Origin of the sequence: Alicyclobacillus suci, from assembly GCF_017329615.1 — a bacterium.
GTDB classification, from domain to species: Bacteria; Bacillota; Bacilli; order Alicyclobacillales; family Alicyclobacillaceae; genus Alicyclobacillus; species Alicyclobacillus suci.
Genome location: NZ_JAFMTW010000007.1, coordinates 1 through 15,796, shown reverse-complemented (window position 1 = coordinate 15,796; position 15,796 = coordinate 1). Strand labels below are relative to the sequence as shown.

Genomic DNA, 15,796 nt, shown 5'->3' with positions numbered 1-15,796 from the left:
TGCCCAAGCGCAAATCAGCGCATTGACCTGGCGTTATGTGAACTGGTGGAAAAAGTATACCACAACCAACGAAAAGCGCGAAGTACCTATGCGATATACCCCATGTTATAATGGAGAATTAGTGGAGCGTAAATCGGCAGTATGTCCAAATCTATTCTGGTCATCTGAATTTGGACGCTGCGCGTTTTCCTTAACATATTGCGACAAACTGCCGCAATCGAGCGCATTCATCGTGGACAAGCGTTCCACGGCAGTTTTCATATAGGAGGATGATTGGTGAAAGCGGTCAAGGCCACCATAGCCAAAGCACTTGTGCCCGCAACGGGCCTCGCTGAAGACGAACTCGTGCAAATGCTCGAGTACCCACCCAACCCAGAACTTGGCGATCTCGCCCTACCCTGCTTCAAACTTGCCAAATCGCTGCGCAAGAACCCAAATGAAATCGCGCAGACGCTGGCAGAAGCACTGGTGCAGATTCCAGAAGTGGCATCTGCTGCGCCAGCTGGCGGATTCCTAAATATCTCTCTTGCCCGCTTGCCCTTTGCGAAGGCCATCGTCGATGTCGCAGTGCAAGATGTTCACGCGTTGTTTTCGGCGGATCGACATAGAGGCCACAGGGCAGCCGTCGACTACTCGTCCCCGAACATCGCCAAACCGTTCGGCGTCGGGCACCTTCGCTCGACTATCATCGGCGAATCCATCGTCCGACTGATGCGCGAGGACGGATACGAGGTCATTGGCATCAATCACTTGGGCGACTGGGGCACACAGTTCGGCAAGACCATCGCCGCGTATCTCAAGTGGGGCGACGAAGAAACCGTCCGGGCAAACCCGGTGCGCGAGTTGTTCAAGTTGTATGTCAAGTTCCACGAAGAGGCCGAGCGGGATCCATCCCTCGAAGAAGAGGGGCGCTACTGGTTTAAGCAGCTAGAGGACGGTAACCCGCAAGCGGTGAAACTCTGGCAGTGGTTTATCGACGAAAGTCTGAAAGTGTTCCGAAAGACGTACGATTTGCTCAACGTCTCATTCGATCACTATCTTGGCGAAAGTTTTTACAACGACAAGATGGACGCAATTGTCGACGAGTTAATCGCCGACAATCTGTTAGTCGAGGACCAAGGGGCAGAGGTGGTCAATCTCTCCGCCTACGACATGCCCCCATGCATTATCAAAAAATCAGACGGCACGTCGATTTACGCGACCCGCGACCTGGCGGCCGCTGCCTATCGCCACGATGAACTTGGGGCAGACACGTTGGTTTACGTCGTCGGCGGTGAGCAAAAACTGCACTTCCAACAGCTGTTCAAGGTGCTCGAGCTAATGGGCAAACCTTACGCATCGCGCGCCGTCCACGTCAGTTTTGGCCTCATGAAGTTCAACGGCGCACGCCTGTCGACGCGGCGTGGTCACGTCGTCTATCTCGAAGACGTGCTGGCCAAAGCAATCGACGAAGCGCGCAAGATTATCGAGGCCAAGAATCCAAATCTCGCCAACAAAGACCAAGTGGCTAAAAGTGTGGGCGTCGGAGCAGTCGTCTTCAACGACCTGAAGACCTACCGTTTGCACGAAGTGGATTTCCGCTATGAGGACGTGCTGAACTTCGACGGCGAGACAGGCCCCTATGTTCAATATACGCACGCACGCGCTTCCAGCGTCCTGCGCAAAGCCGGTGGCGATATCGATACGCTCACCTTCCCAGCACCCGCGGGCGCAACCGACGACGCGCACGCGCTCAACGATACCGAATGGGCACTCGTGCTACAACTCGGCCAGGCGAACGAGGCGCTCAACCGCGCGGTTGACGAGTACGATCCGTCCGTCATGGCCCGCTACACCTTGCAGCTGTGCCACGCGTTCAACCGGTTCTACCACCACAACCCTATCCTCCAATCCAGTCCGGAGGACAGAGCACGCCGGCTCGCCCTTACGCTCGCCACGCGCAAGGCGTTGGCCAAGGCGTTGTATCTCATCGGGATGGACGCCCCAGACGAGATGTAAGCCGCGCCGCCAGGTGCCACGCATACGAAAAACAGGGCCCATTGTGGGCCCTGTTTTTCACGTGCTACAGCCGGGATCAGAACACATGTTGACATAAGTTTCGCCTCTCGCGTGCCTGAGTTGGCGCGACGACAACCGTGCATTTCGCTCAGATAACTATCTGCTAGTCCTGTGAGCTGAACTCACGTCCGTCCACTCCTCTCCCATGTCTGAAACGACGACAAAGCCCCAAACGCAGGCGCATCGGGGGCTTCGGTTGCGATGAATATCAACATTTGATATTAGGGGGTTATTGTTTGTCCTTGTCCGCCTGCTCGGCAATGGCCTGCTCAAGCTCATCGGTGAACGCCTTTGCAGCATCATACCCCATGCCCTTCAAGCGGAAATTCATCGCCGCAACTTCGACGATGACCGCCAAGTTGCGACCTGGGCGGACAGGTACTGTGACATGCGGGACCTCGAGATCGAGAATCTTCGTCGTATGCTGCTCGATGCCCAATCGGTCATACGCCACGTTCTCCCGCCACGCCTCAAGGTGAATCACCAGTGCGATTTTCTTATGCGTGCGCACCGCACCCGCGCCAAATAGCGTCATCGCGTTGAGGACGCCAAGTCCGCGAATTTCAAGCAAGTGCTGCAGCAGTGGCGGGGCCGAACCAATCAGACTCTCATCAGAAATCTGACGAATCACCACCGCGTCGTCAGCCACGAGGCGATGACCGCGTTTAATCAGCTCTAATCCCGTTTCACTCTTACCAATTCCACTTGCACCCGTAATCAGAATGCCAATCCCATAGACGTCCACGAGCACACCGTGAACCAGCGTTTCCGGCGCGAGGCGCTCCTCCAAGTACGTGGACAACGTGGCCGTCAGACGCGTCGTCACCATGTTCGTTCCGAGTACAGGAATCCGTTTCGCAGCCGCCTCCCGAAGCAAGACGGATGGCGGTGTATCGTTCCGAGTAATCAAGATACAAGGCGTCTGTTGGTAAGAGCAAAATGCAAAGACCCGCAAAGCCTGTTCTCGCTCGTTCATGCCACGCAAAAACGACAGCTCTGTACGGCCTAATACCTGGACGCGCTCTGCCGGGTGGTAGCGCAGGTACCCAGCAAGCGCCAATCCAGGTCGGTTGATATCCAGCGTTTGAATCATCCGGTCAAGATCAGAGTCTTCATTAAACACGTGTAAGTCCAAATCCTTGACCAATTGGCGAACAGTCACACCGCGTTCTTCGGTCAAACCGCACCCCACCTCATATCATCTACAAGCCGGTGGAACTCACCACTCGTGAAATGTGTTAATTTGCAGCGGCATTCATTTCGGCCATGCGGTCAGCTTCCGCAGCCCGAGCGAGCGCGCGCTGTTTGTCGCGTTCCAGAATCGGCTTCAAAAACCGCCCTGTATACGACGCGTCAATCTGACAAATTTGCTCCGGCGTGCCCGCGCCAACTAATTGGCCGCCGCGGTCGCCGCCTTCCGGGCCGAGATCAACAATGTAGTCCGCCGTCTTGATGACATCCAGATTGTGTTCGATAATCAACACAGTATCGCCGTTGTCGACGAGCCTGTGAAGCACTGTCAGCAACCGCTCAATATCCGCCACGTGCAGACCCGTCGTCGGTTCGTCCAAAATGTACAGCGTTCGACCAGTGCTACGGCGATGCAATTCAGAAGCCAATTTCACACGCTGTGCCTCACCGCCAGAGAGCGTCGTCGCTGGCTGCCCTAACTGCATATAACCCAAGCCGACGTCGAGCAACGTCTGCAATTTGCGGTGAATCCGCGGGATGTTCTCGAAGAACGACACCGCATCCTCAATCGTCATGTCCAGCACTTCCGAAATGTTCTTGCCCTTGTACCGAACTTCCAATGTCTCCCGGTTGTACCGTTTTCCTTTGCAAACCTCACACGGAACATACACGTCGGGCAAGAAGTGCATCTCAATCTTGATGATACCATCGCCCTTACACGCTTCACAGCGCCCACCGCGGACGTTAAAGCTAAAGCGCCCTTTCTTGTACCCGCGCATCTTCGCCTCGTTCGTCGTGGCAAACAAATCACGGATGTCGTCGAAGACGCCTGTATACGTCGCCGGGTTTGATCTCGGCGTCCGCCCAATCGGCGACTGATCAATGTCGACCACCTTGTCCAGGTGCTCCAGACCAAGAATCTTGTCATGCGCCCCAGGGCGCACGCGTGCACGATTCAAATCACGCGCGAGCGCCTTATGCAGAATCTCGTTGACCAACGTCGACTTTCCCGACCCGGAGACGCCTGTCACACAGGTGAAGACTCCGAGCGGAATCTTGACGTTGACGTTCTTCAAGTTGTTCTCGCGCGCCTTTCGGACTTCCAACCAGCGGTCGTCCGGCTTGCGCCGCTTCTCCGGCACCGGAATAAACCGCCGACCTGACAAGTACTGACCAGTCACCGACTCTGGGTCGTTCATCACTTCACGAGGCGTACCTTGACTAATCACCTCGCCGCCGTGAACGCCAGCGCCTTTCCCCATATCAATAATGTAGTCGCATGCCATCATCGTATCTTCGTCATGCTCAACGACAATCAGTGTATTCCCCAAATCCCGCATATTTTCCAAGGTGCGAATCAGGCGCTCGTTGTCTCGCTGGTGCAAACCAATGCTTGGCTCGTCGAGAATGTAGAGCACACCCATCAAGGAAGAACCAAGCTGCGTGGCCAAACGGATACGCTGCGCCTCACCGCCGGAAAGCGTGCCGGCAGATCTGGAAAGCGTCAGATAATCCAACCCGACGTCGCGCAAAAAGCCAAGCCTGCTTTCGATTTCCTTCAAAATCTGCCGGGCGATTTGCATCTCCTTCTCAGACAGTTCGAGACCTTGAACATAATTCAGGGCCTCCACCACCGACAAATCTGTGACCTCAGAAATATTGCGATCATGGATGCGAACCGCCAAACTCTGCGGCTTCAATCGCCGCCCTTTACACGAAGGGCATGGTTTCGCCGCCATAAATGACTCAATAAACTCGCGAATGCCATCCGACGCCGTATCCCGAAAGCGCCGTTCCAAGTTCGGAATCACGCCCTCAAACGGAATCTGCGCTGTTTTGCGCTGACCAAAGTCGTTTTCGTACGTAAACTGAATCGGCTCACCCGTTCCGTAAAAAATCTTCTTCAACGCGTCTTCTGGCAACGCTGCAATCGGAACGGTCGTGTCGATGCCAAAAGCCTGGCACGCGGCCCGTAGCAGCTGTGGATAGTACGTCGATGTCGATCCCGCCCATGGCACAATACCGCCCTCATCAATGCTGAGGGAGGTGTTCGGCACCACCAGTTCCGGGTCTACTTCCATCTTGACACCGAGTCCGGCACACGCGTCACAAGCTCCGAAAGGACTGTTAAAGGAGAACATGCGCGGCGCCAACTCGTCAACGCTAAAACCGCAATTCGGACAAGCCATATTCTGACTAAACATCAGTTCCTCACCGTCGATAACTTCGACGATAACAATACCGCCCGCCAGGCTCAAGGCGGACTCCAAGGAATCAGCGAGGCGGCTGTGAATGTCGTCGCGCAGAACAATCCGGTCGACGACGACTTCTAAATTGTGTTTCTTGTTCTTTTCGAGCTGAATGTCCTCTTCCAGCTCACGAACCTCACCATCCACGCGCAAGCGCACGTACCCGGCTTTGCGCATCTGCTCGATGACCTTTTGGTGCTCACCCTTGCGCCCGCGGACAATCGGCGCCAACACCTGCAGACGAGTACGTTCCGGCAATTGCATGAGGCGGTCAACCATTTGTTCAATCGTCTGCGAGGAGATGGGAATGTCGCAATTCGGGCAGTACGGATGGCCCACGCGGGCAAAGAGCAAGCGCAGGTAGTCATAAATCTCCGTCACTGTTCCGACTGTCGACCGTGGGTTGCGACTCGTCGTCTTCTGATCAATAGAGATAGCCGGCGATAGGCCATCAATGCCATCAACATCCGGCTTGTCCATTTGACCGAGGAACTGCCGCGCATACGCCGACAGACTTTCGACATATCGACGCTGCCCCTCTGCGTAAATCGTGTCAAACGCCAGCGACGATTTGCCGGATCCACTCAATCCAGTGACAACGACAAACTTATCGCGTGGAATTTGAACGTTGACGTTCTTCAAATTGTGCGCACGGGCTCCCCGTACGTAGATGTAATCTTGTGGCACCAGTTTCACATCCCTCTATGAAAGGTGCCCCCCTGTCTCACAATGTCGCGTGGCACGGGGCACCCCATTGCTTATGACGCGTTCGTTAACTCGGAAATCATATCGCGCAACTGCGCAGCGCGCTCGAATTGCAATTCCTTAGCTGCTTCGCGCATCTCAGCTTCCAATTTCGCGACCAACTCTTTGCGTTCCCGTTTACTCAACTGCTGCGCCTGCTCAGCCACAGAGACGTAATCCTCCGTCTCCTCAGCGACCTTCGTAGACTCAATCACATCGCGCACAGCTTTGCGAATCGTCGTCGGCGTAATGCCATGTTCCTCGTTATAGGCTATCTGCTTCGCGCGGCGGCGCTCCGTCTCGTCAATGGCAATGCGCATGGAATCCGTAATTTTATCCGCGTACATGATAACAGCACCATTGGCGTTGCGGGCTGCGCGTCCAATCGTCTGAATGAGCGACCGGTGCGCACGCAAAAAGCCTTCCTTGTCCGCGTCGAGAATCGCGACCAAAGATACCTCCGGCAAATCGAGCCCCTCCCGCAAGAGGTTGATGCCGACAAGGACATCAAAAGCGCCCTTGCGCAAGTCTCGCAAGATCACCATGCGTTCGATGGTTTTGATATCGGAGTGCAAATACCGCACGCGGATGCCAATCTCTTTGAGATAATCCGTCAAGTCTTCCGCCATCTTCTTTGTCAGCGTCGTGACGAGAACGCGCTCGTCATTGCGGATGCGGGCGCGAATTTCGCCGACGAGATCGTCAATTTGACCCTTGATGGGACGGACGGAAATGGTTGGGTCAAGCAGCCCGGTCGGACGGATAATTTGCTCGACAATCCGCTGTTGATGCGCTTCTTCATACGGTCCGGGCGTCGCGCTGACGTAGATGCATTGCCCGACAGCCCGCTCAAACTCTTCAAACGTGAGCGGCCGGTTGTCCGCCGCGGATGGGAGCCGGAAGCCGTGTTCAATCAGCGTCTCTTTTCGAGATCTATCACCGCCGTACATACCGCGAATCTGCGGTAGCGTCACGTGCGACTCATCAATCAACGTCAAGAACCCCGGCGGGAAGTAGTCGAGCAGCGTGTTCGGCGGCTCGCCAGCCGCGCGGCCTTCGAGATGTCGGGAGTAGTTCTCAATCCCAGAACAAAAGCCGATTTCCAACATCATTTCGATGTCGTACATCGTCCGCTGCTCCAAGCGCTGGGCTTCGAGCAATTTGCCATTATCCCGAAGTTCAGCAAGCCGCTCGCGCAGCTCTTCCTTAATCCGCGAGATAGCCATCTCCAACCTCGGCCGCGAGGTCACGAAGTGAGAAGCCGGGAAAATGCTCACGTGGTTCCGACGTGCCACCACCTGGCCTGTCACCACATGGATTTCGGTTATCCGGTCAATCTCGTCGCCGAACAGCTCGACGCGAATCGCATTCTCGTCGCGGGACGCAGGAAAGATCTCCACCACGTCGCCGCGCACGCGAAACGTGCCACGCGTAAAGTTAATGTCGTTGCGCTCATATTGCATATCGACGAGCCGTCGCAAGATTTGATTGCGGTCCATCGTGGCACCCACACGCAAAGACAATACATGCTGGCTGTACTCAGCGGGACTACCTAACCCATAAATCGCAGAGACACTAGCGACGACGATAACGTCGTTGCGCTCCAGCAACGCCGCCGTCGCAGAGTGGCGCAACTTATCGATTTCGTCGTTGATTTTGGCATCCTTTTCGATAAACGTATCCGTCGAAGGAATGTACGCCTCCGGCTGATAATAATCGTAGTAACTGACGAAATACTCCACCGCGTTGTTAGGAAAAAACTCCCGAAATTCTGCCGCCAACTGCGCAGCCAACGTCTTATTGTGCGCAATGACCAACGTCGGGCGATTCACTTCCTGAATAATGTTCGCCATGGTAAATGTCTTCCCGGAACCCGTCACACCTAACAGCGTTTGGTGCCGAAGTCCCGACTCGACGCCGTCAACCAAAGCATCAATGGCCGCAGGCTGATCTCCCTGCGGCTTATATTCTGAAACAAGTTCAAACTTTCCGGGTTGCGTCGCCAAACCAAGCCCTCCCGTCAAGTGCGATATTTTATCGTTCGTCGTTATATCACGCAATTCCGCTAAGCGGAATGCGAAGTCTGTATACCCATTAGGATTACCTTATCACGAACACGGCAAAAAGGGAACGTGCGTTCCCTGTTGCAATTGAGAAATGTCTCTGTTTGGAATTATAGAGAAGTCTGCATAGAGGGTAAAGGAGATGTCACTGGAAATCCGTAAGCTCGGTCGACCACTGCAACTATGCTAAACGAAACGACAAGGGCAAATTTAAATCACAAGTGTCGTCACGGCGACGTCTGCGCGGATGACGTGGTCTGTGGCATAGCCGCTGGCGTTCCCGGCGCCGCATCTTGGCGCAGAATCACGATATTGACCCGCCGATTCTGTTGACGATGGGCGGGTGTGTCGTTTGGCACAATATTGTGGTATTGCCCATACCCCGTTCCAGATAGTCTATCCGCAGAGATCCCGTCGGCGGCCAAAAAGCGAACCACACTCATCGCGCGTGCAGAGGACAGTTCCCAATTGGAAGGATAGGTACTCGTGCTAATCGGCTGATTATCCGTATAACCTTCCACCACAATATCGTTCGGTAGTGACTTGAAAAACGGAACAAATCCACGAATCAAATTTTGCGCATTGGGCTTGAGGACAGCTTCACCCGTGTCAAACAGTGCGATGTCCTTCATCGTAATCTGGACACCCCGCTGCTGGTTCGTAATTTGCACTTTATCTTGCAAATGGTGTGAAATCACGTATTGGTTTGCCATCTGGTAAAGGTCTTGAAGCTGTTGATCATTATCCTTGGAAGATTGGGTCGGCGTCGTCTTCGCTGGCGTCGGCACATTCATTGGAGGACTGTCGCCCGTGTCGTTATCACCCGAGAGGAGCAACGAACTCTTACCAAGCCCCTGTAACGGTATTTCGTTGCTTTGGTGCAAGGCGCTCGCCAACGATTCAGCTAACGTGGCAAACTTCACCTTGTCGATACTAGACATTGCAAACATGATGATAAAAAACACGAGCAAAAGCGTGATAAGATCAGAATACGTCACCATCCACCGCTCGTGATTTTGCGGTTTCCTAGGCTTGCGCGGTCTCGGCATCGGTCTCACCCGCCTTTGCATTCTTCCGCGCGCGCTGCGAGGACGCGAGGAACGACAGAAGCTTCTGCCTCAGTACGTTCGGGTTCTCACCCGCCTGTACGGACAAAATACCTTCCAAGGTCATTTCCCGCTCAAGGATTTCATCTTCAGATTTCGTCCTCAACTTATTGGCGATTGGTAGCCAAAATACGTTAGCGCTAGCCACACCGTACAGTGTAGCGATAAACGCGGTTGCAATTTCCGGCCCAAGTGTTGTCACGTCCTGCAGGTTCCCAAGGACGTGTACCAATCCCATGACCGTACCGATAATTCCCATTGTCGGCGCAAATCCGCCCGCCGCCTCAAACATCGCTACACCAGCTTCGTGCCTCCGCTCAATGTACGCAATTTCCGTCTCCAACATCTCTTTCACCAATTCAGGGTCCACACCATCGACAATCTGACGAACGCCATTCTTTAGAAACACATCGTCATAATCATCAACCTGCTCTTCAAGGGCTAAAATCCCTTCGCGTCGGGCAGTTACGGCCATATCAACCAGCAATTCAATCGTATCGTGGGGGTCTTTTGCCTTCGTAAAAAAAGCGATTTTAAGGTATTTCCCAATCGTCGAGAATGATTTCATCCGGCTCGATACCAACGTCGCGCCGAGCGTACCACCGAACACAATCAATGCCGCAGAAGGCTGAACGAGTGTGCCGATACTCCCCTTGTCCAGAACAAAACCGGTCAGCAGCCCGCCGATACCAACCACTAATCCTATAATCGTTGCGAAATCCATTGTGGTTCCTCCCCCATGCCTAGCCGAATCCGCCCATTTCCTGCGTGTCCGAATCCAGCCCAACTGGCTGTCCGGCCGCCTTTTGTACTAGTTTGGCCTGTCGGTTACCACAACGTTTTGCTTGTCACTGCTGTTTCAAGTACAACGTTTCGAGGAATCCGAACGGTCGTGCCAATTTCAATACAGGTGCCTCACCTGACACGACGACAATCAGGCCTAGCTGGTGTCGTTCGCCTTCATACACCGGATTGCCAATCAGTCGAACTTCACCACGCTGGTCAAGCACCTGAAATTTCGCGTAAGCCGGGTTCTGTTCAAACGCAAAGTGCAGGTCGTACTCCGTGTGTACCGCCGTCTGATTGATATGCGTAATCACTTCGCCCGGTAAAATCCCCAACTTGTGTGATAGTGAGTTGCGAATGGTATACAGTACCATAACACCCTGCGAGGAGGGTGAATACGCCGGTTCACTCGCCTCATCCACACGCCGCCATACGTACCGCACCACTTCCATGACCACAATGAGAACGGGCGCTGCCAAATAACCCATGTCGGAGTGCAACCAGTAAACCACAGAAAAACCCGCAGCGAGTATCGCGGCATAGAGTAAGTTCCAACGTCGAAACTGAATCAGAACGCGCTCAGGTTTCAATGCCGTGAAGAGTGCATGAATCCCAAACACCGTCGGCATCACACACAAGGTGACCGGATGGTGAAGTTCCATCAGCCACGGTCTGACACCATCGTGAAAACTTATCCCCACACCCTCTATCGGGGACATCCAAATGACGAGCGGCATTGAAAAACCCAATTGTAACTTGAGTGCCCCAATTCGACGTCCGCGTTTGCTCGTGACCAACGCTGGAAATACCGCATCACGAGACGTCCACCACTGAAGAAATAATTCAGCCAAGCAGACGACAATGGCAATCAGCACCCAAGACCTCATTTGAAAAGTCTGCAGAAACTCAATAATTCTTGCATACCAACTATTCCCCGATACAGGCAAGTCGTGTGCGACAAACGAGCAGGTCAATGCAATTGGAATCGCCACAATGGAACTGAGGAAACGAAATCGGAAAAGCCCTAGTACGAGGGACAAAACGGCGACAAACAGAATCGTTTGCCAGGACGCCGTTGCCCCCAACAACACGAGGGCGACAGAACCAGCTAAGCCGATAACACAAGCCTTGATATACCGCAAAATCACAGGCTGAATAATTCGCGTAACGCGGACACCAAACCACAGTCGTTCATGTTTAATGTTCCGAACCAAATCCCAAATCACCAGCGCCGTAGCCACATAGTGGAGGGGATTGAGTAAAAATGCGACTACAGCGACGAGGACAATCTGCCCCCAGCCACCTGCTACCGTCCAGTGCTGCATGCCGTAGGATTCCTTTCTATACGCCGTGTATCACCTGTCGAGCTGACAGACCGTCACAATGTGCACCCGTTGACTGTCCACACTGATGAATTCGCGCGCGCACGTGCAATTTCCTGTCAGCTCGGCACCGTGAAACGAATTAAACACGTAGGAATTTCCTTACGGACATGACGCCGCCCCAGACACCAAGCAGGATGCCAATGCCAAGCAACACCACTGCGAGTTTCGCAATCAAGGCACCACTCGAAACTAGATTGATGGAAAGGATCAGCGGAATATCGTGGATTCGGTCATACACCACATGGTAGCCGTACCCTAAAATCACAAGCGGAACCACCGCACCAAATACCCCAATGAGCATGCCCTCCACGATAAACGGCCAACGGATGAACCAGTTTGCAGCGCCGACCAGTTTCATAATCTCAATTTCTCGGCGCCTCGAAAAAATGGTCATGCGAATCGTGTTGGAAATGAGAAACATAGATGTCACCAACAATGCGATGACAAACACTATACCAATGGTGCGCAAGACGCTCACCGTCCGAAACAAGGATTTGATATACGATTTTCCGTCTCGAACGGTATCGATATCCGGCATATGCCGAACCTCGTTGGCCACCTGCAACGTCTTACTCGGATCTTTGGCCTTAATCACCAGTTGCACCGGCAGTGGACTCGACTTATACTGCTCCAAAATGTCCTGATACTGGCCAAATTCCTGCTTCATTTCGTTCATGCCAGCCTCTTTGCTAATCACCTGAACCGAGGCGATATCCGGCATCGAACGAAGTTTCTGCGCCAACTGCTCACCTGCTTGTTCCGAGGCATTCGGGTGCATGTACGCCTGTACCTGAACCTGGTTAGTCACATATTTCGACATTTGTTGTGCGTTCATCGCCAAAATCAGCGTCAGACCTAGGACTGCAAGGGTCACCGTCACGGCGCTGACCGAGGCGAATGTCATCCACCCATTGCGCAAGACATTCCGAAACCCCTCACGGAGGTGACGCAGGATTTTACTCATCATATCCATATAGCCCCTTCTGCTCATCGCGAACGATGATGCCCTGTTCAATCGCAATCACGCGGCGGCGCAGCGAGTTCACAATATCCCGGTTGTGTGTCGCCATCACAATCGTCGTCCCCCGGTCATTAATGCGCTGAAACAAGCGCATAATCCCCCAAGAGGTGTCCGGGTCAAGATTGCCAGTGGGTTCGTCAGCGATAATCACGGCAGGGTTGTTGGCAAGCGATCTCGCCACCGCCACCCGCTGCTGCTCCCCACCCGACAATTGCGACGGCAGCATGTTCATCTTGTCTTCAAGCCCCACCTGCGTGAGCACATCCTCCACGCGGCGCCGAATTTGGCGCTGGCTCAAACCGATGACCTCCAACGCAAATGCGACGTTTTCTGCCGCAGTCAGTTTCGGCAGCAACTTAAAATCCTGAAACACGACGCCGATACTGCGCCGCAACAACGGAATCTTCCTGTCCTTCAAACGCTCAATGTTAAATCCGTTGACGAAGATATGCCCCTTTGTCGGGCGAACCTCGCGATACATCAATTTGATAAATGTAGACTTACCGGCCCCACTGGGACCGACGACATATACGAACTCACCCTTTTGAATGTGAACAGAAATTCCATTCAACGCAGAGGTGCCGTTGGGGTATTCCTTCCAGACATCCTGCATTTCTATCACTGTGCAATCAAACTCCTCTACTCGAATGTTTCGGTGTCGAACGAGAACTCGCCCAGTAACAAGAAACGCCGAATTCTAATCCACCTAATGAATTTCGACGTCATTCGGCAAAATTCCTGTTGTAAATTCTGGCTTCCTCAAAAGTCAATCTGCTCCGAGTGCACCGTATACCGCTGTAGACTCCGCCAGTCGACGCGCTCAGCCACACCACACATCGCCTCCACGCGCAAAAAACCAGGACGGCAGAAACGTACAGGAGGCTCGACGATATCCTCGACAAAATACTGATCACTCGGCCCCACATCCGTCGGTAATTGAAACCCCGGCAAACTACAGAGCGCAATGTTGTGCAAGCGTCCGATGCCCGTCTCATACATCCCGCCACACCACAACCCGAGTCCGTGCGCACACGCCTGGTCGTGCGCGCGGCGCGATTGCGTAAAACCGCCAACGCGGCCGGGTTTTAAGTTAATGACGCCACATGCACCAATTTCGGCAGCACGACGGACATCTGCGGCGGATCGGATACTTTCGTCGAGGCAAATGGGGGTCTGAATGCGGTGCTGGAGCCGGGCGTGGTCGACCAAATCGTCAGGTGAGAGCGGCTGCTCAATCATCATCAGCGACAATTCGTCTAACTCGGCAAAAGTGGATTCTGGGGCATCCTGATAGGCACTATTTGCGTCAGCCATCAACGGCAAGTCAGGCAGTGCGTCGCGTAGCACCCGAAGTGGCAATACATCCTCACCGGGCGCGACCTTCAATTTAATCCGCTGATAACCAGCGCGATTTGCCGCCTGCGCCCGCTCGACGAGCGTGTCGACAGCGTCCTCCATACCTAAGCTGATACCAACGGGCACGTCCCGTTCTTGACCGCCGAGCAATTGGTACAACGGTGTCTCCGTCTCGGCCGCAAACGCATCCCAAACGGCCATTTCGAGACCAGCGCGGGCCATCGCATTGCCGCGGATAGCCAGTAGGCTATCCGCAAATCGGTCGAGATGATCTACCGAATGAAACACCTGACCACGCAGGCGGCCAACCAAAAAGTCCCGCAGCACGTGCCAGGCGGTCTCCACCGTCTCCTCGGTATACGTGGGTTCTCGCATCGCCACACACTCCGCCACCCCGCGTGCACCCGCCACCGTCTCCAATTCGACAATAATCAGATCTCTACCCGTATGTACCCCGTACGACGTGCGTGTCGGCTGTCGCAGCGGCATCCGTAATCTATGTAATCTGCAACGCTTCACCTGCAATCCATATTCCCCCCGAACGCCTATAGTATCCGTATGTGTTCCTTATAATCTGGCCGTCGACACCACTACAATATCTCCCACACACCGCATACCCGATTCCCACCCCGCACGTGCAACGACATTCGGCGCAGAGGCCAAGGCCTCCTATGTGTCACTCTATAGTGTCTCCACACAGACAAACGCCCGCCTAGGCATTGGCAGCGGACGTAGGAGGATTTATCACCGATTTTTCAACACATCTCTATTTTAAAGATTCCCTTTCAAAGTACCGCATCAATGCAACAATCATCGCGCCCATACGCTCCTCCTCCGGCGCGACGATGCGCCGCACGCCACTCTCCCGGAGGCTCTCCGCAGTCACTTTGCCGACGGCGGTCGCGACGACTTCGTCGAAGCCAGCCACCACTGCATCCACCTGATTTTCTATCGCCGCGTAATTGAATAGAAAGCGGACCTGTTGCGCACTGGTAAATGTCACGGCGTCCACCCGGCGATGGACAATATCCATCAACAGCGCCTGTAATACATCGGCTTCCGGCGGCAAATACGTATAAGCATGAATGAAGCTCACATTCGCGCGCTGTTCGACACACCACGTGTCCAACGACTTCGGCAGGTCCCCATGCAGTTGCACCACCACTCGCTTTCCCGCCACATCGAACGGTTCCAGGGCCCGCAACACGCCATACGTCGTTCCATCGTCGTCGCGGGCGGCCGGTTCAATGCCGTGATCGACCAGGAATTTTGTGGTCTTGCGCCCTCGCGCGGCCACTCGCACCGTCTGCAAAAACGCCCGCAACGCCTCAAGGCAACCGCAGCGCTGAGCAATCTCCCATACCTTCTGCGCCCCCACACCAGTGGTGAAAATCACCCAGTCGGCACCCGTATCCAACAGTTCCTCCAGCTCCCGCACGACGAGCGCCTCATCTGTGCACGACGTCCCTTGCAACGGCCGGAGCACAGCCTCACCACCCAACTTCTTCACCAACGCGGTAATCTCATCACTTCTCCGATCCGCCGCCACAGCGATTCGCTTCCCCTCCAACTTCACACGCCCACTCCCTCTCTATCTGCGCGCCAAACAATCACGTTCAATGTGTACCTGTAGCCTACCTTACGATTCCACTGTAGCAATTGCAATGTCCTACGAAGTGAAAGAAATGTGACGGGTGCGGCGCCAGCGGCCGGGGTGGAAACGCCGGGGCGGCTTAGACGACCTGGCGGCATACCGCACCTTTCTGCCTTATTTGTGGCATCCAACAGATTCGCGACATATGAAACACAAATTCTACCCCAACACAAAAAGAGCCCC

The 15,796-nt window shown here is 54.2% G+C and carries 11 protein-coding genes; 1 reads left to right on the top strand and 10 read right to left on the bottom strand.

Features of this window, described 5'->3' with window-relative positions:
• The first annotated feature begins 276 nt into the window (after positions 1-276).
• Positions 277-1,998: an arginine--tRNA ligase gene (argS, locus tag J3482_RS05310; RefSeq protein WP_146823220.1), complete on the top strand. Its 1,722-nt coding sequence runs from the start codon at positions 277-279 to the stop codon at positions 1,996-1,998.
• A gap of 289 nt (positions 1,999-2,287) precedes the next feature.
• Here argS and hprK read toward each other — a convergent pair whose 3' ends face one another.
• The 10 genes from hprK to J3482_RS05260 form a co-directional block, all read right to left on the bottom strand.
• Positions 2,288-3,238 (bottom strand): HPr(Ser) kinase/phosphatase, encoded by a 951-nt coding sequence (hprK, locus tag J3482_RS05305; protein ID WP_021297833.1) that lies wholly within the window; start codon positions 3,236-3,238, stop codon positions 2,288-2,290.
• Positions 3,239-3,296: 58 nt separating this feature from the next.
• Positions 3,297-6,185, bottom strand: coding sequence for an excinuclease ABC subunit UvrA (gene uvrA / locus J3482_RS05300; protein ID WP_146823222.1), 2,889 nt, complete (start codon positions 6,183-6,185; stop codon positions 3,297-3,299).
• A gap of 71 nt (positions 6,186-6,256) precedes the next feature.
• Positions 6,257-8,248: an excinuclease ABC subunit UvrB gene (gene uvrB / locus J3482_RS05295; RefSeq protein WP_146823224.1), complete on the bottom strand. Its 1,992-nt coding sequence runs from the start codon at positions 8,246-8,248 to the stop codon at positions 6,257-6,259.
• Between the two features lie 284 nt (positions 8,249-8,532).
• Positions 8,533-9,354, bottom strand: coding sequence for a flagellar motor protein MotB (locus J3482_RS05290; protein ID WP_146823226.1), 822 nt, complete (start codon positions 9,352-9,354; stop codon positions 8,533-8,535).
• Positions 9,332-10,135, bottom strand: a complete 804-nt coding sequence (locus J3482_RS05285; RefSeq protein WP_146823229.1) for a flagellar motor protein — start codon at positions 10,133-10,135, stop codon at positions 9,332-9,334. Before J3482_RS05285 ends, J3482_RS05290 begins: the two co-directional genes overlap by 23 nt.
• Positions 10,136-10,259: 124 nt before the next feature.
• Positions 10,260-11,522 carry a PDZ domain-containing protein gene (locus J3482_RS05280; RefSeq protein ID WP_206922162.1) on the bottom strand — a complete coding sequence of 421 codons (1,263 nt, stop codon included), beginning with the start codon at positions 11,520-11,522 and terminating at the stop codon, positions 10,260-10,262.
• Positions 11,523-11,661: 139 nt separating this feature from the next.
• Entirely contained in the window at positions 11,662-12,555 is an 894-nt protein-coding gene (gene ftsX / locus J3482_RS05275; protein WP_236017925.1) for a permease-like cell division protein FtsX, read from the bottom strand.
• Positions 12,539-13,225 (bottom strand): cell division ATP-binding protein FtsE, encoded by a 687-nt coding sequence (gene ftsE, locus J3482_RS05270; RefSeq protein ID WP_146823235.1) that lies wholly within the window; start codon positions 13,223-13,225, stop codon positions 12,539-12,541. The genes ftsX and ftsE overlap by 17 nt, the downstream gene beginning before the upstream one ends.
• A gap of 137 nt (positions 13,226-13,362) precedes the next feature.
• Positions 13,363-14,478: an o-succinylbenzoate synthase gene (gene menC, locus J3482_RS05265; RefSeq protein WP_328702661.1), complete on the bottom strand. Its 1,116-nt coding sequence runs from the start codon at positions 14,476-14,478 to the stop codon at positions 13,363-13,365.
• A 247-nt stretch (positions 14,479-14,725) separates the two neighbouring features.
• A complete protein-coding gene (locus J3482_RS05260) occupies positions 14,726-15,535 on the bottom strand; it encodes a uroporphyrinogen-III synthase (RefSeq protein WP_146823239.1) in 810 nt (269 codons plus the stop codon).
• Positions 15,536-15,796: the final 261 nt, after the last annotated feature.

Bases quoted from the DNA above. Each gene is read 5' to 3' on its own strand.
- J3482_RS05290 (WP_146823226.1), bottom strand. From the start codon at position 9,354: ATGCCGAGACCGCGCAAGCCTAGGAAACCGCAAAATCACGAGCGGTGG.
- J3482_RS05285 (WP_146823229.1), bottom strand. From the start codon at position 10,135: ATGGATTTCGCAACGATTATAGGATTAGTGGTTGGTATCGGCGGGCTG.
- J3482_RS05280 (WP_206922162.1), bottom strand. From the start codon at position 11,522: ATGCAGCACTGGACGGTAGCAGGTGGCTGGGGGCAGATTGTCCTCGTC.
- ftsX (WP_236017925.1), bottom strand. From the start codon at position 12,555: ATGGATATGATGAGTAAAATCCTGCGTCACCTCCGTGAGGGGTTTCGG.